Origin of the sequence: Lactobacillus sp. B4015, assembly GCF_026536055.1 — a bacterium.
Lineage (GTDB): Bacteria > Bacillota > Bacilli > Lactobacillales > Lactobacillaceae > Lactobacillus > Lactobacillus panisapium.
Window position 1 is genome coordinate 135074 of record NZ_JAFNOY010000003.1, and the last position, 22099, is coordinate 157172.

General features: G+C 37.7%; 20 protein-coding genes, 2 pseudogenes and 1 riboswitch. Of the genes and pseudogenes, 19 read left to right on the forward strand and 3 right to left on the reverse strand.

Features of this window, described 5'->3' with window-relative positions:
- Window positions 1–8 precede the first annotated feature (8 nt).
- On the reverse strand, window positions 9–215 hold the full coding sequence (locus J3U71_RS03945) for a DUF2929 family protein (RefSeq protein ID WP_103751574.1): 207 nt from the start codon (window positions 213–215) through the stop codon (window positions 9–11).
- A gap of 105 nt (window positions 216–320) precedes the next feature.
- Here J3U71_RS03945 and J3U71_RS03950 point away from each other — a divergent pair, with 105 nt between their 5' ends.
- The 18 genes and pseudogenes from J3U71_RS03950 (at window position 321) to J3U71_RS04035 (ending at window position 19143) form a co-directional block, all read left to right on the forward strand.
- A complete protein-coding gene (locus J3U71_RS03950) occupies window positions 321–3446 on the forward strand; it encodes a DNA polymerase III subunit alpha (protein ID WP_267392693.1) in 3126 nt (1041 codons plus the stop codon).
- Window positions 3447–3611: 165 nt separating this feature from the next.
- On the forward strand, window positions 3612–4571 hold the full coding sequence (gene pfkA, locus J3U71_RS03955; RefSeq protein WP_267392692.1) for a 6-phosphofructokinase: 960 nt from the start codon (window positions 3612–3614) through the stop codon (window positions 4569–4571).
- A gap of 30 nt (window positions 4572–4601) precedes the next feature.
- On the forward strand, window positions 4602–6371 hold the full coding sequence (pyk, locus tag J3U71_RS03960) for a pyruvate kinase (RefSeq protein WP_267392691.1): 1770 nt from the start codon (window positions 4602–4604) through the stop codon (window positions 6369–6371).
- Between the two features lie 185 nt (window positions 6372–6556).
- Window positions 6557–7444 (forward strand): S1 RNA-binding domain-containing protein, encoded by an 888-nt coding sequence (locus J3U71_RS03965; RefSeq protein WP_267392690.1) that lies wholly within the window; start codon window positions 6557–6559, stop codon window positions 7442–7444.
- Window positions 7437–8336: a site-specific tyrosine recombinase XerD gene (gene xerD / locus J3U71_RS03970; protein ID WP_267392689.1), complete on the forward strand. Its 900-nt coding sequence runs from the start codon at window positions 7437–7439 to the stop codon at window positions 8334–8336. The genes J3U71_RS03965 and xerD overlap by 8 nt, the downstream gene beginning before the upstream one ends.
- 8 nt (window positions 8337–8344) lie before the next feature.
- Window positions 8345–8695: a reductase gene (locus tag J3U71_RS03975; RefSeq protein ID WP_103751580.1), complete on the forward strand. Its 351-nt coding sequence runs from the start codon at window positions 8345–8347 to the stop codon at window positions 8693–8695.
- A 4-nt stretch (window positions 8696–8699) separates the two neighbouring features.
- On the forward strand, window positions 8700–9437 hold the full coding sequence (locus tag J3U71_RS03980) for a segregation and condensation protein A (protein ID WP_220269611.1): 738 nt from the start codon (window positions 8700–8702) through the stop codon (window positions 9435–9437).
- Complete coding sequence (scpB, locus tag J3U71_RS03985; protein ID WP_267392688.1) at window positions 9427–10038, forward strand: SMC-Scp complex subunit ScpB; 612 nt, start codon at window positions 9427–9429, stop codon at window positions 10036–10038. The genes J3U71_RS03980 and scpB overlap by 11 nt, the downstream gene beginning before the upstream one ends.
- Window positions 10035–10754: a pseudouridine synthase gene (locus J3U71_RS03990; protein WP_103751583.1), complete on the forward strand. Its 720-nt coding sequence runs from the start codon at window positions 10035–10037 to the stop codon at window positions 10752–10754. The genes scpB and J3U71_RS03990 overlap by 4 nt, the downstream gene beginning before the upstream one ends.
- Window positions 10755–10780: 26 nt before the next feature.
- Window positions 10781–10895: riboswitch (FMN riboswitch) on the forward strand.
- A gap of 92 nt (window positions 10896–10987) precedes the next feature.
- Window positions 10988–11671, forward strand: a complete 684-nt coding sequence (locus tag J3U71_RS03995) for an ECF transporter S component (protein ID WP_220221112.1) — start codon at window positions 10988–10990, stop codon at window positions 11669–11671.
- A 388-nt stretch (window positions 11672–12059) separates the two neighbouring features.
- Window positions 12060–12908: pseudogene (locus J3U71_RS04000) on the forward strand (NAD(P)H-binding protein).
- A gap of 12 nt (window positions 12909–12920) precedes the next feature.
- Window positions 12921–13373 (forward strand): annotated as a pseudogene (locus J3U71_RS04005) (Rrf2 family transcriptional regulator).
- Between the two features lie 99 nt (window positions 13374–13472).
- The gene (locus tag J3U71_RS04010; protein ID WP_267392687.1) at window positions 13473–13952 is read left to right on the forward strand and encodes a LysM peptidoglycan-binding domain-containing protein; all 480 of its coding nucleotides are present in this window, start codon (window positions 13473–13475) and stop codon (window positions 13950–13952) included.
- Between the two features lie 42 nt (window positions 13953–13994).
- Entirely contained in the window at window positions 13995–14669 is a 675-nt protein-coding gene (cmk, locus tag J3U71_RS04015) for a (d)CMP kinase (RefSeq protein ID WP_220269615.1), read from the forward strand.
- Between the two features lie 72 nt (window positions 14670–14741).
- Window positions 14742–15947, forward strand: coding sequence for a 30S ribosomal protein S1 (gene rpsA / locus J3U71_RS04020; protein WP_103751587.1), 1206 nt, complete (start codon window positions 14742–14744; stop codon window positions 15945–15947).
- 64 nt (window positions 15948–16011) lie between these two features.
- Window positions 16012–17322, forward strand: coding sequence for a ribosome biogenesis GTPase Der (gene der / locus J3U71_RS04025; RefSeq protein ID WP_220221117.1), 1311 nt, complete (start codon window positions 16012–16014; stop codon window positions 17320–17322).
- Window positions 17323–17505: 183 nt separating this feature from the next.
- A complete protein-coding gene (locus J3U71_RS04030; RefSeq protein ID WP_220269617.1) occupies window positions 17506–17781 on the forward strand; it encodes an HU family DNA-binding protein in 276 nt (91 codons plus the stop codon).
- A 105-nt stretch (window positions 17782–17886) separates the two neighbouring features.
- The gene (locus tag J3U71_RS04035; RefSeq protein WP_267392686.1) at window positions 17887–19143 is read left to right on the forward strand and encodes a tetratricopeptide repeat protein; all 1257 of its coding nucleotides are present in this window, start codon (window positions 17887–17889) and stop codon (window positions 19141–19143) included.
- A 38-nt stretch (window positions 19144–19181) separates the two neighbouring features.
- On the opposite strand, the gene J3U71_RS04040 is transcribed toward J3U71_RS04035, so the two are convergent.
- Window positions 19182–20069 carry a YitT family protein gene (locus J3U71_RS04040; RefSeq protein WP_267392685.1) on the reverse strand — a complete coding sequence of 296 codons (888 nt, stop codon included), beginning with the start codon at window positions 20067–20069 and terminating at the stop codon, window positions 19182–19184.
- A gap of 90 nt (window positions 20070–20159) precedes the next feature.
- On the opposite strand from J3U71_RS04040, the gene J3U71_RS04045 reads away from it, so the two are divergent.
- On the forward strand, window positions 20160–21359 hold the full coding sequence (locus J3U71_RS04045; RefSeq protein WP_267392684.1) for a CCA tRNA nucleotidyltransferase: 1200 nt from the start codon (window positions 20160–20162) through the stop codon (window positions 21357–21359).
- Here the strand turns inward: J3U71_RS04045 and trhA are convergent.
- On the reverse strand, window positions 21356–22021 hold the full coding sequence (trhA, locus tag J3U71_RS04050) for a PAQR family membrane homeostasis protein TrhA (protein ID WP_267392683.1): 666 nt from the start codon (window positions 22019–22021) through the stop codon (window positions 21356–21358). The two genes, J3U71_RS04045 and trhA, sit on opposite strands and share 4 nt — an antisense overlap.
- Between the last annotated feature and the right edge of the window lie 78 nt (window positions 22022–22099).

The following is a 22099-nucleotide window of genomic DNA, read 5'->3' on the forward strand; positions in this document are numbered from 1 at the left end:
TATCTATTTTATTTAAGCTTAGAATACTTGCTCTTATCTTTACTTGAGTGGGCGGTAATAGTTGGAATAATGGCAGCGAATAACACTCCAAAAATTAAACCAACAATCGCAGCTTCGCCCAAGTTAAAAACATTTTGTGTTAAAGGTGCGGCAATAAAACCGACGATTAACATATAAACAATGCTCCAGCAAATTGTTACGATATAACGACTCATAGCAGTTCCCTCTTTCATAGAAGAATTTTAGCAAAGTTTGTGCAGGTTTTCAAACTAAAAGAGAGGTTTTTGGTATACTAAATTTAAAATAAAGGAGGAGTCCAGATGAAAGTTGCGGCACTGCAAAATATTAGTTCATTTACATTGTTAGAAAGCCCAATTAAAATTAGGGACTTATTGAGTGCGGCCAAAAAGGCTGACTATGAAGCAGTTGCGTTAACCGATATTAACGTTACTTATGGTCTGGTCAACTTTTATGAAATTGCGCAAGAACTTGGTATTAAGCCACTGCTAGGGATGCAGCTTAGGCTAAACGGATTGATTGATAGCGCACACCACTATGATTTGATTGCTCTAGCTAAGACGGATGAAGGCTACCGCAATATTTTACGAATTTCGAGCAGAATTAATCTGTTAACTGAAAATGGGACAAAAAAGGCAGTTTTAACTTTAAAAGAAGTCCAAAAAGATTTGCATGATATCGTACTTATTGTTCCAGCTAACACGCATAGCGAGCTTTTACAGCTGCAAAAGCAAGATGAACAACTCGGCAATGATTTATTACGTCAATTATTGGCATTAGTGGACGATAGTGACTCAGTTTATTTAGGGGTTTATGGCTCAGAAAAGCAGCAGACTTATATCAATTATGTTAGAGCATTGTCTAAACAATTTAAGATACCACTTGTTAGTGTTGAAGATACGCAATATTTGCAACCTCACGATCAATTTCTGGCTAAAACATTACGAGCAGTAAAAAAAGGCGAGGTGCTACAAGACATTGATGAACTAGCAAAACAAAAGGGTTCACACTATTTGCCTTCTGCCCAAGAACTTAGCAACAGGTATCATGAATTGGATTTGGATGATGCCTTAAAGAATACGCACAATCTTGCCCAAGAATGTAATGCTAAAGTTATTTTTCAAGCCCCTGTCTTACCCAAATACAAGCAAACTAAGTTTAAAACGTCGAAAGAATATCTTTACTACTTAGCACAAAAAGGATTACAAGAGCGCTTTAATGGTGGGCAAGCACCGGAAAAATACCAAAAGCAGCTTGATTACGAACTCCAAGTAATCGATCAGATGGGATTTAATGATTACTTTTTAATTGTGTGGGATGTAATCAATTATTGCCATCGAGCCGGAATTGTCACGGGACCGGGACGAGGTTCTGCTTGTGGTTCGTTAGTTTCATATTCTTTGCGAATTACGAAAGTTGATCCGATCGAATATCAGCTGCTCTTTGAACGCTTTTTAAATCCTGCTCGACATGAAATGCCGGATATTGATTTAGATATTCCTGATAATCGCAGAGATGACGTAATTAAATACATGTTTGAAAAATACGGAATGGATCATGCAGCGCAAATCTTGACTTTTGGAACATTGGCCGCAAAGCAAGTATTGCGTGATACGGGACGCGCTTTTGGCTTAAAAGAACCGGAAATGGCAAAATGGTCGCAGAGTGTGCCTTATTCTAAGACTAAAATTTCACTACCAGAAGCTTACGAGAATTCGTCTAAGATGCGGTTACTTGTTGGAGCTAATACTAAAAACAAATTATTGTTTGAAACAGCTAAGAAGCTTGAGGGCTTACCGCGGCATTATTCAATTCATGCTGCTGGCTTAGTCCTCAGTGATAATTCAATCGCAGCTATTTCTGGCTTGCAGGCAGGGCAGCTTGGCATCCCGATTACCCAGCAAACCAAAAAATATGTTGAAGCGCTTGGACTTTTAAAAATCGACTTTTTGGGATTACGAAATCTAACCATTTTAGGCGATACCGTTGACATGATTCACAGTCAAGGAAAAAGAATTGATGTCAATCAGATTCCGTTAGATGATCCAGCGACGATGAAAATGTTTCAAGAAGGAAAGACTGATCTTGTTTTCCAATTTGAATCAGGCGGGATTAGAGGAGTTTTGCGCGAATTGCACCCCGATAACTTTGAAGATTTAGTAGCCGTCAATGCCCTTTATCGTCCAGGTCCGATGCAAAATATCCATTCTTTTATTGCCAGAAAAAGGGGAAAGGAAAAAGTTACTTACCCCGATCCTAGTTTGAAGCAGATTCTGGCGCCCACGTATGGTATCTTGGTTTATCAAGAGCAAGTTATGCAAACGGCCCAGATTTTAGCTGGCTTTTCGTTAGGAGAAGCTGATATCTTGCGGCGGGCAATGTCAAAAAAGAATCAGAAAGTGATTGAGCAAAAGCGGGCCGAATTTATTAATGGCACGGTCAAAAATGGTCGTTCACGTGAGGTAGGACAAAAGGTTTATAGCTACATTGAGCAATTTGCCAATTATGGCTTTAACCGATCACATGCAGTCGCGTACACCAAAATAGCCTTTTGGCTTGCCTACCTTAAGGTGCATTTCCCTGCAGAATTCTACGGTGCCATGTTAAATTCTAATAGTGGCAATCATTTCAAAGTTAGTGATTACATCATGCGGGCACAAGGCGCTGGGGTTAAAATCTTACCACCGGATATTAATAAAAGCGCACTAAGCTATCAAATTGTTAATGGCCAAATTTTAGTTGGTTTGCGGGCAGTTAAAGGTCTGAGAAATGACTTTCTGACTCAAATTATTAAGCAGCGTAACAATAAGCTTTTTGATTCGTTTGATGATTTTTTACGGCGGATCAATTCAAATTACTTGAAGATTAAAATGATTCAACCTATGATCAAAGCTGGTTGCTTTGATAACCTGAATGCCAACCGAAATGAATTACTGGAAAATAGTCCAGAAATTATTGAAAATATTCAGTTAACTGGTAATAATCAGGCACTATCTGAAAGTCTCGGTGGGGTACCAATTAAGCAGGCTCCTGAACCAACTAGCGCGGAAAAAGCTGATATGGAGCAAGAAGCTTTAGGCTTTTCCACGATGACTTCGCCTCTTGTTGCTGTTCAAAAGTATGCTGAAAAATTTAAGGCTAGGCCACTAGAGCAATATGAAATTAATGATTCGGGAGTTGCCGTGGGAAAACTGATGTCACTAAAACTGATCAAAACCAAAAAAAATACCACGATGGCTTTTGGTAATTTTGTTGATTCGACTGGTCGCCAAGATATTGTAATTTTTCCTAATATATATGAAAAAAATCAATCTATTTTAAAAGAAGGTAACATCTATTTATTGGGAATAAAAGTTCAAAATGACCGTTTTGATTCAAGTAAAAAGCAGTATGTTTTGACTAATTTACGGGTGGTTAATTACAAATAAGCATTTTTTGCGCATACTTGAGCAATTTCAGACTGATAGCGCTAACAAGCAAAAAGACTGGTAAATCAAGAAAATATCTCATTTTTTGTGAGATTTTTTTGGCAAAGAATGTTAAAATTTAGTGGATGTGAGAAATTACACAATAAATCTTAATGAGGTGAATTCATGAAACGAATTGGTATTTTAACGAGCGGCGGCGATGCTCCTGGTATGAATGCAGCCGTTAGAGCTGTTACCAAGACTGCTATTCATAACGGGCTTGGTGTCGTTGGTATTCGTTATGGCTTTGCCGGGTTAGTTGCGGGTGACTTTGTTACGCTAACTGCTGAAAAAGTTGACCACATGATAAGTTTAGGCGGCACTTTTCTTTACAGTGCACGTTTCCCAGAATTTGCACAAGAAGAAGTGCAAAAAAAGGGCGTCGAACAGTTAAAGAAACATGACATTGATACTGTTATCGTTATTGGTGGTGACGGTTCTTATCACGGTGCTTTGGCATTAACCCGTCTAGGCATTAACTCGATTGGTCTGCCAGGAACCATTGATAACGATATTCCTTGCACTGATTACACCATTGGCCTTGATACAGCCTGCAATACAGCTTTAGAAGCAATCGATAAGATTCGTGATACTGCTAGCAGCCATCACCGCGTTTTCATTGTTAACGTAATGGGACGTGGCTGTGGTGATATTGCAATGCGCGTAGGTCTAGCTAGTGGTGCAGACGCAATTGTTGTTCCTGAACGTCCTTATGATATTAAGGAAATTGCTCAGACACTAACACGTGGCTTTGCAGAAGGCAAGGATCATGGTATTATCGTATTGGCTGAAGGCGTAATGGATGCTGATGAATTTAGAACTGAACTTCTAAAACACGGCGATTTTGACGCCAGAGCTAATATCTTAGGTCACATGCAACGTGGTGGTTCACCAACTGTTTTGGATAGAATCAATGCGACAAAAATGGGTAATTATGCTGTTAAGTTACTTCTCGATGGTAAAGGCGGTTTAGCTGTCGGCATGGAGAATGGCCAATTAGAAACACATGATATTCTCGATTTGTTTGATGATACCCACCGCAGTGATGAGACGTTATTAGATATAAATGATGAAATGACTAAATAATTTAGTCGATTTTGGGGAGATTTTTACATAATGAAGAAAACTAAAATTGTTAGTACCTTAGGGCCAGCATCGAATGATATTGAAACTATTACTGCTCTAGCAAAATCTGGAGTAAATGTATTTCGTTTCAACTTTTCACACGGTGACCATGCTGAACACCTTTCACGGATGAAGATGGTTCGCCAAGTTGAACAAGAAACTGGTTTAGTTCTTGGTATTGCTTTAGATACTAAAGGTGCTGAAATTAGAACCACTGATCAAGAAGGTGGCAAGTTCACTCTCAACACTGGTGATAAGATCCGCGTTTCAATGGATGCAACTAAGCCAGGTAACAAGGACATGATTCATGTTACTTACGACGGACTTTATGATGATACTCATGTTGGTGGTCACGTTCTAATTGATGATGGTTTAGTTGATTTATTAATTAAAGAAAAAGACGATGCTAACAGAGAATTAGTCTGTGAAGCACAAAATACTGGTGTAATCGGTTCTAAGAAGGGTGTTAATGCACCTGGCGTTGAAATTCGCCTTCCAGGAATCACTGAAAAAGATACTGATGACATTAAATTTGGTTTAGAGCACGGAATTAACTTTATTTTTGCTTCATTTGCTCGTAAAGCTCAAGATATTCTTGACATCCGTAAGCTTTGTGAAGAAGCTGGTTGTGATTACGTTAAGATTTATCCTAAGATTGAATCACAAGAAGGTATTGACAATGCCGATGAAATCTTACAAGTTTCTGATGGTTTGATGGTTGCTCGTGGAGATATGGGTGTTGAAATTCCGTTCATCGATGTTCCATTTGTTCAAAAAGATTTAATCAAAAGAGCTAATGCCCTTGGCAAACCAGTTATTACTGCTACACAAATGCTTGATTCAATGCAAGAAAACCCACGTCCAACCCGTGCGGAAGTTTCTGACGTTGCTAATGCTGTTCTTGATGGAACCGATGCAACAATGCTTTCTGGTGAATCAGCAAATGGTTTGTACCCAGTTAAAGCTGTTAGTGCAATGGCTGAAATTGACGAAAGAACTGAGCAAGAACTTCTTAAGCGCAATACTTTAGCTTTACAAAGATTTGAAGAATACAAGGGTTCAAACGTAACCGAAGCAATCGGTGAATCTGTTGTTCGGACTGCTCAAGAATTAGGTGTCAAGACTATTATTACTGCAACTAATTCTGGTTACACTGCAAGAATGATTTCTAAGTACCGTCCAAATGCTAACATCTTGGCTTTGACATTTGATGAAAAGATTCAACACTCACTTGGCATTTGCTGGGGCGTTCAACCAATGCTCACTGAAAAGCCTGAATCAACTGACGACATGTTTGAAGTAGCTGCTAAAGTTGCTAAGGAACAAGGTTATGTTAAAGATGGTGATTTAGTAATTATCGTTGCCGGTGTTCCTGTTGGTGATTCTGGTACAACTAACTTGATGAAATTACAAATCATTGGTAGCAAGTTAGCTCAAGGCTTAGGTGTTGGTAATGGTTCAGTTGTTGGCAAGACTGTTGTTGTTAACAGTGCTGGAGAAGCTATTAGCAAGACTAAGGAAGGCGACATCTTAGTTGCTAAGACTACAGACCCTGACTACCTGCCTGCTATTAAGAAGGCTTCTGGCTTGGTTGTAGAAGCTTCTGGTTTAACTTCACATGCTGCTGTTGTTGGACTTTCACTTGGTATTCCAGTTGTGGTTGGTGTAACCGAAGCAACTGCGAAGATTGCTGGTGACACAACTATTACAGTTGATGCACGTCGTGGTGCAATTTACCAAGGCGAAGTTTCAAACCTTTAATTTTGTGAACCAATATTAATGAAAAAGTTAGCAGGGATGCTAGCTTTTTTGTTTTTTCAAGAATCTAATACTCATTTTACTGGTGCTACTGCTCGCTAATTAAATAAGATTAGCGATTGTCAAATTCTTTCGGTAAAATGGTATACTTGGTAAAGATGAAATATGTAAAATTAGGGGAGAAGTTTATGCTCGGCACGATTGCAAAAGGAAAAATTATTGACCAAAATGATGAAGCTTATTATGTTCAAATTGAGGGACTGACTTACGAATTAAAGCGCAAGGAGATTACTCAGGAACAGCAGCCTAAGCTTGGCGATGAAATAAAGGGCTTTTTATATGACGACAAGCAGCATAACCGGGAGATGACACAATTTCTACCTTTTGCGCAACAAGACCAGTACGGTTGGGGTAAAGTAACCGATGTAAAATTCGATTTGGGCGTTTTTGTTGATATTGGCTTACCGGATAAGGATGTCGTTTTATCAGTTGATGATTTGCCCTTTGCCAAAGAGAGGTGGCCCCGTAAAGATGATCAATTGTTAGTTCACCTTGAAACAGATGATAAAGAGCGAATTTGGGCCAAATTGGCTGATGAAAATATTTTTGAGCAATTGGCAGCCCATTTTCCTAACGATATGAAAAATAAGGATGCTTTTGGAACAGTCTATTCTAGTCGAGAAATTGGCGCTTTTGTGATTACTACTGATTATTATTTAGCTTTTGTTCATGCCTCCCAAATGAGTCGTCCGCTACGTTTAGGTGAGCAGTTTAAAGGTCGCGTAATCGGCATTAGTCAATATGGCAGGTTGAATTTGAGTAGCTTGCCACGTGCTTTTGAAGAAATAGATGATGATGCCCAAATGATTTTAATGAGTTTGCGGCGAAAGAATACTAAAACATTACCGTTTTACGACAAATCTGATGCGCAAGAAATTAAGAATTATTTTGGCATTTCAAAAGCGGCCTTTAAACGGGCTCTGGGCCATTTGCTTAAAGCACGTTATATTTCGGAAGATAAAACTGCCGGTACAATTAGTTTGATTAATGATCCAGAAGACGAGCAAGATGCATAAACTGCGAGAAGATGTTGAAGATTATTTAAGATACAGCCAAATTGAGCGCGGACTCAGTGACAATACCATCACTGCATATCGGCAAGACTTAATGGATTTCTTGACTTTTTTAAAAAACGAGGGTTTTACGTCTTGGCCAACAAAAGCAGTTGATATCGATGCCTTTTTAGCTGGTCAAAAAGACTTAAATAAGGCAACTAGTTCAATTAGCCGCATGATTTCGAGTTTGCGGAAATTTTATCAATGGCTTGTTCGTCAGAATATCCAAAAACTTAATCCGATGCTTGAAGTTGACTCACCAAAAAAAGAGCATAGATTGCCGGTAGCGTTAAGTGTCGCTGAAGTTAATAATTTATTGCAGCAGCCTGATTTAAAGAAAAAACTTGGTTTACGTGATCGAGCTTTGCTCGAAACCCTATATGCAACGGGAATTCGTGTGAGTGAGTTAATTAACCTTAAATTTAATGATTTGCATGAAGAATTAAAATTATTGAAAGTATTCGGTAAAGGTTCGAAGGAGCGCTTGATTCCGATTAGTGACGTGGCAATTTCTTGGATTAACAGCTATCAGGAAAAAGTCCGTGATCCTTTATTACTAAAAGTAGGTAAGAATACTGACTTTATTTTTCTCAATAATCGTGGCGGTGCTTTAACTAGACAGGCAGTTTGGCAAATAATTAAACGTTATTGCCAGATGGCAGGGATAACCAAAAACGTTACACCGCATACCTTGCGTCATACTTTTGCGACCCATTTACTAGAAAATGGTGCAGATTTACGCGTAGTGCAGGAAATTTTGGGCCATTCTGACATTAGTACAACGCAGATTTATACCAATCTATCCCAAAAGCATATTTTAGAAGTTTATGCAAAAACACATCCGCGATTTTAGGTGAACATATGTTAATTGAATGCAAAAATGATAAAGAAAAAGTAGCGATGGGCTTATTGTCCTACCTCCCAGACTTTAAAAATTTAGCTAATCTAAAAGATGAAATCCGGCTTAATAAAAACAGTAAGGAATTTCGGTTATTTTTGTATCGCGACCATAATCCCAACTTTGTTGGCGTAATTGGCACTCAGTGGGATGAACAATTTATTGTCATACGCTATATTTCCCTTGCTCCAGATTACCGTAAGAAAAAATATGAAGAGCAGGCAATTTGTGAATTAGCGGCTGGCAATCCCCAGAAAAAAATAACCACTGTCCCAGAATACGTTTATTTGATGAAATATTTAAAACAGAAATAGAACTATGACCAGTAACTTAACTTTAGAATTGCCCAATTTTGAGGGGCCGCTTGATTTACTTCTTCACTTAATCAAATCACAAAAAATTGATATCTATGATATTCCAATTGCTCAGATCACCAGCCAATATTTGTCTTATTTGCATGAGATGCAGAAACTAAACTTGCAAATTGCTGGCGAGTATTTTGTCATGTCGTCAATGCTGTTGAGGATCAAGTCCCAATCACTTTTGCCTCAAAATGATTTTACCGAAAATGATGAACCCGAAGAAGATCCTAGAGATGAGTTGGTACAACAGCTAGTTCAGTATTCCGTTTTCAAAAAAGTATCGGCTTATTTTAAGCAGCGAAATAATGAAGTACCCATTACAGCTGCTAAAGAAGAAAGTATACCAGCTACCAAAAGGGTGCAACCGTTGCCTTTAGGTCAAATTACCTCTTCAGAATTAGCAAATACTTTCATCGTTGTACTTCAAAGATTAAGACTACGCCAGCCTGATATTGTTTCGGTTAATGTGAAAGAAACGCCAATTAATGATATGATTGACTTCTTACGCACCAAATTGGCTAAGCAGAAAAAAATTAGCTTTTTCTCCTGTAGCGACAAGATGACTAGCTTATCAGATGTAATTGGCTTGTTTTTAGCATTATTAGAATTATGTAAAAAACAGGAAATTAAGGTCAAGCAGTCGCGAATTTTCGGTGATCTGGAATTAGAAAGAATTGAAAAAGATGGTAAGTAAAATTGCACAATTGGAGGCATTGCTATATATAGCAGGCGATAATGGTATTCCAAGTGAAAATTTGTGTGAGTTAATGCAAGTTGAGCATTCCGCATTGCGCGAATTAGCCCAAAATCTGGCAGCTAAGCTTAAGCAAAATCAAGATTCTGGTCTCCAGGTGATACACATCAACCATAATTATAAATTGACTACTAGACCAGAAGTTAGTGAAGTAGTGGCTAATTTTTTTCAAAAAGATTTGTCAAAGTCGTTAAGTCAATCGGCACTAGAAATTTTATCAATTATTGCTTATCGTCAGCCCATTACGCGCATTGAAATAGATGAAATTCGTGGAGTGAATTCATCTGGGGCGCTCCAAACTTTAATTTGGCGTGGACTTATTAAAGCAGATGGTAAAAAGGATGCACCAGGACACCCCAATTTGTATGTCACCAGTGATTATTTCTTACAGTATTTTGGCTATCAAAGTCTAGCTGATTTACCTCTGATAGAAGACTTTGAAGATGAAAGTATTAACTCTGAGGGTGAAATCGACTTATTCTCAGCTAATGGAAAAGCAGATAAAAATATTGCTGAAGCACAAAAAGGAGATAAAGAATGAGTTTACAACGTTTACAAAAGGTAATCGCAGAGGCGGGAATTGCCTCTCGTCGTAAGGCTGAAAAAATGATTGAAGAAGGCAGAGTAACCGTTGACGGCGAGATTATTACCAAACTTGGAACCAAGGTAGATACTTTTAGCAATATTACGGTTGATGGGGAACCAATTGAGCGTGAAAGTCTGCATACTTATCTTTTTTATAAACCACGCGGCGTCGTTTCAACAGCAAATGATGACAAGGGAAGAAAGACCGTAGTAGATTATTTTTCCGATTTACCTTATCGGCTATACCCAATTGGCCGGCTTGATTATGATACTTCAGGTTTGTTATTAATGACTAATGATGGTGAACTAGCTAATTTAATGATGCATCCTCGCAATAAGGTTGCTAAGGTCTATGTAGCAAAGATTGAGGGTCAACTGACACCAGAGGAAATTCATCGTTTATCTCATGGAGTCAGAATTGATCGTCATCGAAGTGCACCAGCTAAAGTAAAAATTATCCGGAGCGATAAAAAGAAGAATAGCCAAATTGTGCAGTTAACGATTCATGAAGGACATTACCATCAAGTCAAAAGAATGTTTAAAGCCGTAGGCCATCAGGTAAAGAAATTATCCCGTGAACGATACTCCTTTTTGACTTTGGGTAATCTTGTTTCTGGCAAATACAGGGAACTTACCCACAGTGAAGTTGACAGATTAAAACAGGTAGACTAGTATTTACTTGTAGTTAAATATCAGTTTGTTGTCTTCATGGCAGGGTGAAAATCCCGACCGGTGGTGAAAGTCCACGACCCACTTTTGTGGTGGAACCAATTATGGTACCGATAGTTAAAGTCTAGATGAAAGAAGACAGGCTAAACTAAAAGTTAAGACTTATTTTTGAATACTTACTTTTATTAGGTCTGTTGCTAGGAGCAACAGACCTATTCTTTTTGGAGGTAAGTATTGTGAAAAGAAGAAATATCACAAATCTAACTAATATAATTGCTTATGTACTAATTGGAACCATTTCATTTATCTTAATGGAATTGGCTTTTCCTCTCCCAGTAGCTAGCTTTTTAAAATTCGACTTTTCTGATGTTATTGTTACGATTGGGACCTTTTTATTCGGTCCAGTACCTGGTCTTATTATTGCCGCTGTTCGAATGTTAATTGACCTGATTTATAAAGGATTTGCATTGCCAAGTGTCATTGGCCAATTAGCTGCTTTAGCCGCCTCTATGTCATTTGCACTGCCATTTTATTACATTGCTAAGGATGTTTCGGCTGGCGAAAAAAATGCCAAAAAACTTTATGTTAAACCAATTATCGGAATTATTTTGGGCATAATAGCGATGACAATTGTTTTATCCTTGTTAAATGCCTTAATCTTGACGCCAATATATGCAGTGACTACGGTTACGAATTTACCAGCAATTCACGGCTATACTGGACTGCTTAACTTTACGGAGAAAGTTTATCTTGGTCAACTTCTCCATATTCCGTCAATGTCTACGTATATTTTTGGCATAATCGTCCCATTTAACTTATTAAAAGGAGCAATAAATGGGGTAGTGGTTTATTTCCTATTTGAAGTTGTTTTACGCAGCTTAAAGCCATTCGTAAGAAAGCATTTTAATTTAAAGAATTAACTTAATTTTGGGATATTATTTTTTAAAATATGATTAGGAAAACAGTTCTCGTTCAAGAACTGTTTTTTATTTGCCACTTTTTGCCCAATCATTTTAAAGTTGAAAAAACCAGTAAAAATTGATTTTATTTTTGGTAAAATATCGCAAATCATATTTTTAGGCATTAAGCTACAAGGTAACTTGATGCTTTTTCGTGACTAAAATTTAGCGGCCTTATAGCCAATTAAATTAGTAAAATTGCAGTGACCATAAATTTTACATTCAGTTAACCGCCCCAAAAGAATCAAAAATCCAAGTATTTCTTGTTGTTTTATTATTTACATGTAGTGCAATTAAACTTGTCGAAAATAAAACAACAAATTATGAATTCTGAAAGGTAAGACTAAAAATGAAATACGCTGTTACAGCTGCAACCGGAAATTTTGGCCAACTGGCTGTGAAATACTTAAGTCAATTAACTGGTTCAAAAAATATTGTCGTCATTGCCAGAAATCGGGAGAAAGCCGAGAAGCTTTTTCCCAATTTTGAAATAAGAATTGGTGACTATGATAAGCAAACTTCAATTACCGAAGCATTGCAGGGAATTGATCGGGTCTTATTTATTTCCTCTCAACCTGGCGGAAAAGTTGACCGCAAAGTGCAGCACCAAAATGTAGTTAACGCGATTCAGGCAAATCCTGTTAGCTTTGTGGCCTATACTAGTTTTGCTCATGCTCAAAGTTCACCTACACCGCTAGCTCAAGATCACAAGCTAACTGAAGTCATGATTACTAAAACCAATATTGCGCACTCGTTTTTGCGTAACAACTGGTATTTAGAAAATGAAGCAGGATTTTTTGCAAGTGCTAAAGAAGCACAAAAAGCTGTTTACTGGGCAGACAATTGTGCCGGCTGGGCTTTAGAAAGTGAATATGCACAGGCAGCTGCTAATGTTTTAACTTCTTCAGAGCCACGTGAAGTTTACGAATTTACGGGCAAGCCAACTACTTATCAAGAGCTAGGACAAGCTACAAGCGAAGCATTGGGCAAAAAGTGTTCAATTTTGCAGGTCTCTCGTGAAGATTATATTGCTGACCTGGAAAATAAGGGGTTGGATCACTCAACGGCAACTCTTTATGCCTCTTTCTAAGAGCCAATTGCTAGCGGTTCCTTAAACGAAACTAGTTCAGATTTACCATTAGTGTTAGGACACCCATTGACCGATTTAAGTACAGCAATTAAGAAAATTGTTTTATAAAAGGAGAACAAAATTAAATACTCTTATAAATTAAGTGATGCTATTCATGTTTTAGCTTATTTATTACTTTGCCCAGATTCTGACCATTTGAGCAAAGCAATTGCGGCAAGCGTAGAAGCTAATCCTAGTGTAATTAGAAGCCTAATGAGTGACTTACGCAAAGCTAATTTACTTTCTAGTCATCAAGGTTCAGTTAAACCAACTTTAGTTAAGCCGCCTTCCGAAATCAGTTTATTCGATATCCATTAAGCTCTTAATGTTAATCACCATCTTTTCCATGTCGATCCTGATACCAATCAAAATTGTATTGTGGGTAGAAATATTCAACCAGTTCTTCAAAATATTTATGGTGAAATTGAAAAAGATGCAGAAAAGAAAATGATGGAAATATCTTTGGAAGATATCGTTAAGCAAATTAACCAACAAATTGCGGACCATGCTTCTTCAAACGAAAATACTAACTAAAAACAGTTTCTAAATTCAACTTGATTCAATATTATTTTTATCCATTTTACCTATTAAATATGCTAAAATTAAGCAAGTTAGGTGAAGGAGGTTTTCAAATTGAATCAGAACCCGCAAGGACCGTTTAAGCATTATGAACGCCCTCATAATTCTAGGACGATGATTAATAAGTCAGGCTCAAAATACTGGATGATCTTAATGGTTCTTATAGTTATTATTATTGTTGCTCTTGTACCGGTTGTGCATCATTTAGCTGCAAATAGTGAAACCAGCAACCGGGTAGTTGAATTGCAAAAAGCGACTAAGAAGCGCAAACGGGTAACAGAAAAGAAGACTTCCAAGACTCAAATTAATGCGAAGGTTAAAGACAGGGCAAAGAAAAAAACATTATCCAAGCCTAAAGTTCAGGCACAGGATAAGCCAGCTGAAACAAAAGTTAAACAATATACAGTTCAAAGCGGCGATTCTTTAACTAGTATTGCAGATAAATTTAACCTAACGGTTAATGATTTGGCACAACTTAATCAACTTAATCCAGAAGATCAAGTAAATGCCGGTCAGAAGCTGAGAGTAAAGTAGTTAATAGAAAGGGCAGGGACTTCAAGTCCCTTTTTTAATGGCATGCAGATAGCAATTGATGGACCAGCTTCAGCTGGTAAAAGTACAGTCGCAAAAATTATTGCGCAAAAATTGGGTTTTACTTACATTGATACTGGGGCAATGTATCGTGCCTGCACGGTAATAGCAAAAGAAAATCAGCTTGATTATGGTGACGAAGAGGCGATCCTAGCCGCAGTTGATCAAAATCAAATTGAATTAAAAGTAGTTGATGGTGAACAAAAAGTTTTTGCAGGTAAAAATGATGTTACACAGGCAATTCGGATGCCTGAAGTTTCAGCAAATGTTTCCCAGGTTTCAGCACTTTCTGGCGTTAGGCAAAAAATGGTCAGTCTTCAGCGGCAAATGGCAGGTAAGATGAATGTCGTAATGGATGGGCGTGATATTGGCACTACAGTCTTACCCCATGCGGAAGTGAAAATTTTTTTGGTAGCTTCAGCACAATCTCGTGCCCAAAGAAGAATGTTAGATTTGAAGCAACGCGGAATAAAAAGCAGTCAAACATTGACAGAGATTGAGGAAAGCATTAAGCAACGTGATTACAAAGATTCTCATCGCAAAATTTCACCGTTAAAAAAGGCGCCAGATGCGGTTGAAGTTGATACGACTAAGATGAGTATTGAACAAGTTGTTGACGCAATTTTGGCTGAAATTGCTAAAAGTCAAAAAAATATTTAAAAAAGGTGCTAAAACAGTAGAAAAATATCTCACTTTCATTTAAAATTAGATTATGATATTGGGAGGTAAATAATGTCAGAAAACAGTAATCAATTTTTAGATGCATTAAAGCAAATGCAAGGAGTTGAGGTCGGCGATATTGTAGATGTTGAAGTATTAGACGTTGAAGAAGGTCAAATCGATGTTGGTGTTGAAAATGCTGGTGTCGAAGGTGTGATTCCACGTCGTGAATTCACTTCAGATCGCAACGTTGATCTACGCGAAGCCGTTAAGCCAGGAGACAAGTTTAAAGCTTTAGTCTTGAGAAAAGCTGGTGGAGACAAGGAGAACGGTGAGTTCTTCTTCTCAGTAACTCGTCTTAAGGAAAGAGAAGCTTACGACGAATTGCAAAAAGACTTTGAGGCAGGTAAAACAATCGAAGGTACTGTTACTTCATCAGTACGTGGTGGTTTATTAGTTGATGTTGGTACAAGAGGATTCTTACCAGCTTCACTTATTTCCAACCGCTATGTATCTGATCTTAAACCATACATTGGCAAGACAATGAAGCTTAAGATTACAGAAATTGATCCAAGCAAGAACCGTTTGATTCTTTCTCACAAGGATTTAATTGAAGAAGAACGTGAAGAAGCCTTTGATAAAGTTGCATCACAATTAGTTGTAGGTGATGTAGTAGAAGGCAAAGTTTCTCGTTTGACTAACTTTGGTGCTTTTGTTGATGTTGGTGGTGTAGACGGTTTAGTTCACATCTCTGAAATTTCTTACAAGCACGTTGATAAGCCTAGTGATGTATTAAAGGCTGGTCAAGATGTTAAAGTTAAAGTTATTGGTATCGATGATGACAGACACCGCATCTCCCTTTCAATCAAGCAAACTGAACCTTCCCCATTTGAACAAGCTACCGCTGAATTACACGAAGGCGACATTTTTGAAGGTGAAGTTAAGTCTTTAACTAACTTTGGTGCCTTTGTAGAAGTTGCTGATGGCATTCAAGGCTTGGTCCACGTTTCTGAAATATCATATAAACACGTAGACAAACCTAGTGATGTTCTTGAAGTTGGACAAACAGTTAAGGTTAAAGTTTTGAACATTGACCCTAATGAACGTAGAATTTCACTTTCAATGAAGGCTGCTGATTCTAAAGGTTCTGAAAATGAAGGATCTCATTCACACAGTTCATACAACAGAAACTCTGTTAACAAGAAATACATGAACAACGATGACAGTGGCTTTGCTTTAGGTGACATTATTGGTGACCAATTGAAAGATCGTCGTTAGTTGTAAATTTAATGAGCCGACTTTTTAAGTCGGCTTTTTTTATAATTAAAAGGAGGCTGAAAATATGGTTTTACCTGTAGTTGCAATTGTAGGACAACCAAATGTTGGTAAATCTACTCTTTTCAACCGGATTATTAATGAGCGTTTGGCAATTGTAGAAGATAAGCCCGGCGTTACCCGTGACCGCAATTATGCCCAAGCTGAATGGATGGGACATAAATTTGACTTAATTGATACTGGCGGTATTACTTGGGAAAATGGCCGAATCGAAGATGAGATTCGTGCCCAAGCCGAAATAGCTATTGAAGAGGCAGATGTGATTGTAATTTTAACTAGTGTTACTAATCACTTAACCGATTTAGATGAGCGAATTTCGCAAATGCTTTATCAAACAAAAAAGCCGGTTATATTAGCGGTTAATAAAGCAGATAATCCTGAACAAAGAATGGATATTTATGATTTTTACAGTTTAGGTTTCGGAGATCCAATTCCCATTTCTAGTGTTCACGGAACGGGAATTGGTGATTTGCTTGACCGAATTGTTAGTGAACTACCAAAAGATCTAGCTAAAGATGATGATGACCAGATTTCGTTCAGTGTAATCGGGCGACCAAACGTTGGTAAATCATCGATTGTCAATAGTTTACTCGGACAAAAGCGGGTAATTGTCAATAATGAAGAGGGAACAACTCGTGATGCTGTAGATACCCCTTTTATTAGCGAAGATGGTACAAAATACCGAATTGTTGATACAGCTGGAATCAGACGACGAGGCAAAGTCTATGAAAAGACTGAGAAGTATTCGGTAATGCGTGCAATGAGTGCGATCGAGCATTCCAATATTGTCTGCTTGGTTCTTGATGCTAGTACCGGTATTAGGGAACAAGATAAACATGTTGCTGGGTACGCACATGAGGCTGGACGCGGCATTATTATTGTCGTCAACAAATGGGATTTACCGAAGAAGAACAGTAATAGTGGTAAAGATTTTGAACGAGTTATTCGTGAAGAATTCCAGTATCTAGACTATGCGCCTATTTTATTCGTTTCAGCAAAAACGGGCCAAAACTTGGAGCAAATTCCGAAGATGGTTAAGCAGGTTCACCAAAACCAGACTCAAAGAATTAAATCCAGTGTTTTAAACGATCTCCTGCTCGAAGCTAGCAAGTTGGTACCAACACCAATGGTACGAGGAAAACGCCTTAGAGTTTATTATATGACTCAGGTGTCTACAAATCCGCCCACTTTTGTGGTGTTTGTAAATGATCCAGAATTAATGCATTTTTCCTATGAGCGATTTTTAATAAATCAATTACGTGATAACTTTGATTTTACTGGCACACCAATTAAGGTTATTGCACGTAAAAGAAAATAGTTTGTATCTAGCAAATAGATAAAAATGACAATTTTCGGCTAAATTGCTTGTTGTACTATGGCTTTTGTGCTATTTTGAAACAAGGAAGGAATGATTAGTCATGATCATTGTTCCTTGTTTCTCTGATGAGGAATAAGTAAAGAATCTCTATTATGAGATTCATTTTTGGGAGGTGAATTTTCCATGGCAAATAAGGCAGAATTAGTAACTGAAGTTGCTTCAAAAACTAAGTTAACCAAAAAGGATGCAGCTACAGCTGTTGATGCAATTTTCAGTTCGATCCAAGAGGATCTTTCAAAAGGTAAAAAAGTTCAATTGATTGGCTTTGGTACTTTTGAAGTGCGTAAGCGTGCAGCTAGAAAAGGACGTAACCCACAAACTGGTGATGAAATAAAAATTCCAGCTAGTGTTGTTCCTGCATTTAGACCAGGTAAAGCTCTTAAAGAAGCTGTTAAATAGGCTGATTAGTTTTATCGAAAAGGTGGTGGCCAAAAATGCCATCATCTTTTTGTTTGTATTTTTATCTAAAATGAACACGATGAATCTGAGACAGGAAGGGAAATTATGAGCTATTCAGAAGAGTTGCTAGATTCAATTCAAAAACAAGATTTTTCCAAAGAAAAAATTTTATTAAAAAAGGCTCTAGATGAAGATGAACCAGAAATTTTGGCTTCATTAGCCGAAAATTTAACTGGCTTAGGTTTTACTGATATAGCCAAAGAAGTTTACCGCAGTTTAATTGCGCGTTTTCCAAAAGAAGACCTTTTCAAAATTTACCTCGCTGAAATTCTATTGAATGATGGTAAAGACGATGATGGACTGTCACTTCTTTATGCAATTCCAAAAGATTCATCCGCTTATTTGGATAGCCTATTAGTCCAAGCTGATTACTATCAAACTAATGGCTTGCTTGAGACGGCGTATAGCAAGCTCATAAAGGCTGCTAAAGTCGCACCTGAAGAAGATGTCGTAAAGTTTGGATTAGCGGAACTAGACTATCTTAGTGGCCGTTATGAGCAAGCCTTAGATTTGTATCAGGATTTATTAAAAAGACATAAAAACTTTAGTGAGATTAACCTAAATGACCGTCTGTTTCAGACTCTAGCTAAGTTGGGCCGCTATGAAGAAGCAAGTGAAGTAATTGAAAAACACGCGAGTGAACTGTTAGACATTGACAGTAAGTACCAAGCAGCCTTAGTTATGTTAGCGGTCAATAAAGACGATCAGGCAATCAAATACCTAGATGAAGTGATTGACCAAAGTCCTGATTACGTGAATGCATATCGGCTGTTGACGTCTGCTTATGAACACAAAAATGATAATGACCAAGTTTTACGGTCAGCACAAGCCGGAATCGCATATAACGAGCTTGATGCATCTTTATACGCAATTGGGGCAAAAGCCGCTGTTAAGCTTAATGAACTTGACACCGCTGAGAAATTGCTCAAAAAAGGCTTGAAATTTTTACCTGAAAACGTTGATTTACGTTTGCAACTATCAGATTTATATTTAAAGGAAAATAAGCACCAAGAAAACTTAGAATTATTTAGTGAAATACCTGATAATGAATTAGAGCCACAAGCACATTGGAACATGGCTCTTTCTTATGAGGCTCTTGGGCAGACTGAAAAGGCTAAAAGTGAGTTTTTACTTGTTTATCCCGAATTTCAGGATAACACCGCTTTTTTACGGCAAATGATTCTCTTTTTTAATGCTGAACCTAATTCAACTACCATTGTTCAAGAATTATTAAATCGTTATTTGAAACTTGAACCAGAGGATACAGAAATGCAGGATTTAGCTAATAATTTACTTGATTAGCAGAACTAAAAAAGATCGCATATCAGAATGCGATCTTTTTATTTGCGGATAATAAAGTGACGTTGCTTTTGTTTGTAAGTAAAGCCTTCTCCCAGTGCTTCGTGAACTTCAATTACGCTCACAAATGCTTTGGGGTCTTCGGCGCTAATTAATTCTTTCACGGCGGGAATTTCACGTGGCGAAACGACTAAATAGATTACTGGACGATTAACTTTACTATAGCCGCCCCGAGCTTCGAAATAGGTAAAACCGCGATCAAGTTTTAAATCAATCATCTGCGCGATTTGCTGGTACTTATCTGATATTATTAGTAAACCACGAGCGGAGTAGGCTCCTTGTTGGACAGCATCCATTACGCGTGAAAGGATAAATGATGCCACCAGCGTATACATAATGTGCTTTAGGTCTAAATAAGTTAGCGACGCAAACAAGACCAGCGCATCGCAGAATAAAAGCACCTTGCCTGAGGACATGCCGTATTTTAGTTGACAAATTCGGGCAATGATATCGGTCCCGCCCGAAGTGCCATTATACCTAAACACTAATCCCAGACCTATTCCAGATAGGGTTCCCGCTAAAATCGCTGACAAGAAGAGGTCGTGTTCCAAGTTTAATTGATATATAATAGGTATCAAGCGCCAAAACCATAGGAAAAAAGAGAGCCAAAGAGTTCCCCAAATTGTGTAAATCAAGAGTCGCTTACCCATAAATCGATATCCCAAAAATATTAGTGGGATATTTAAAATAAGCGAGGAAAGCCCCATATTAATGCCCCAAAAGTGTCTAAGAAGCAAAGTAATACCACTGATGCCACCATCTGTTAACTGATTAGGTGCGGAAATCATGTCTAAACTTAAGCCATAAATGGCGCAACCTAGCATGATCATAAATAGTTCTAGAATGTTTCTTCTAGTAATTTTTTGCATGATGATTATTATCTTTCTATTCAACCTTTGACGCTATAAACTTACCACATTTTCTAATGAAAAACACTATACAAATGAGTTGATTATCTGATGAAAAAAATAAATGATTTACCCCAAATTTTTGTTGCTGCGTTTCCCGTACTTGAAAAGCTTGAAGAAGCGGGTTTTGAAGCATACTTTGTTGGTGGTTCAATTCGTGATTTGCTATTAAAACGACATATTCATGATATTGATATTGCCAGCAGTGCATATCCTGAAGAAGTTAAACGATTATTTCCCAAAACAATCGACACAGGTATTAAGCATGGTACTGTAACTGTCTTGTACAATGGTAGTAGTTATGAAATAACAACGTTTCGAACCGAATCAGGTTACCAGGATTTTCGCCGCCCTGATCATGTTACCTTTGTTAGAAGTCTTAAAGAGGACTTAAAGCGACGTGATTTTACCATCAATGCGTTAGCAATGAATACTAAAGGTGAAATTGTTGATTTATTCAATGGTTTAGATGATTTGCATCATCATTTAATTAAAGCCGTTGGTGATCCCTTAGAACGTTTTCATGAGGACGCATTGCGCATGATGCGTGCAGTCCGCTTTATGAGTCAATTACAATTCGACTTGGAAGGGCAAACCGAAGAGGCTATTCGACAACTTCACTATTTGTTACCTAAAATTTCGATTGAACGAATCCGTGACGAGTTTGTCAAAATGGGGACGGGACCAAATTCAAGAAAAGCATTTGCAGTCTTCTTAGATACTAAATTAAGCGAAGGAGCTCCCGATTTTGCCGGCAAGAAAGATTTACTAGCAATTTACCCAAGCTTGAAATTTGATCCTATTTTAGAATCAAGTCTTTGGGCCGTGATTATCATTTTACTGAAAATAGCTAATAATGAAATTGGCCAATTTATGCGCGATTGGAAAAATTCCAATGCAATGACCAGCAAAGTAGAAAAAATTGTTGATTTGTTTGACCTGCTTTCAGAACGTGCACCAACGGATTATGAACTTTTTGAAGCAGGCAAAGAAACTTTATTGAATACAATTGATGTTGCGCAAATTTTGGGGCAGCCAATTAATTCTGAGGCTCTAGTTGACCGCTATATGGCATTACCAATTAAGTCTTCTTCTGAACTAGTAATTGATGGTCGCTTTTTAATCGCTGCTGGTGTTAATCCTGGACCTAAACTAGGTGAACTACTTACTGACATTAAGAAAAAAGTGATTGCCGGTGAATTGGAAAATTCACGTGAGGCAATCACCGCATTTTTAGGTAATGATTTTTAAACATAAAATAAAACAGCAAAATACATCAAAGCTGAACCGAGAAGAACAAACAGATGCCAGACAACATGAATAAAGGGAACGTTTTTCATGGTATAAAGCAGTGCCCCAACGGTATAAGCAATTCCGCCGCCAACGAGGAGCCAAAAGCCGTTAGGACTCAAGCGGACATACAGGTATTTGCCAGCTAAAATAACCAGCCACCCCATACCAACATATAAAACCGTATCCAAAATGACATGCTTGCCCCGGTTAAAAATATAGTAGATGACTCCAAAAATTGCGATTAGCCAAATGAGGCTAAACAGCAGCCAGCCCCATTTGCCACCGATAGCTACTAATGCAAAGGGCGTATACGAGCCACCAATTAAAAGGTAGATAGAGGAATGGTCAAAAATTTGGAAAACATTTCGTGCTTTGGTAAAAATTAAGCTATGAAATAACGTCGAAAATAAATATAAAATCAATAAGCAGCTGCCATAAATGGCAAAGGTAAAAAGCCTTATGGTGCTATGCATTGATACTGCCTTTAAAATTAATAAAATTAGGCCAACAATTGCTAAGCAAAAACCGATTCCGTGGGTAACCGCACTAAGCGTGTTATCTAATACGTAATAGTTTTTGCTTTTTTTAGTTGGCTCCTGCCAAAGTTCTTTTAATTTCATTATGAAAAAAGATATTCACTTTCTTTTTTTTGTTATAATAATTTATAATTGATACAATTCACATTCTATCATACAATG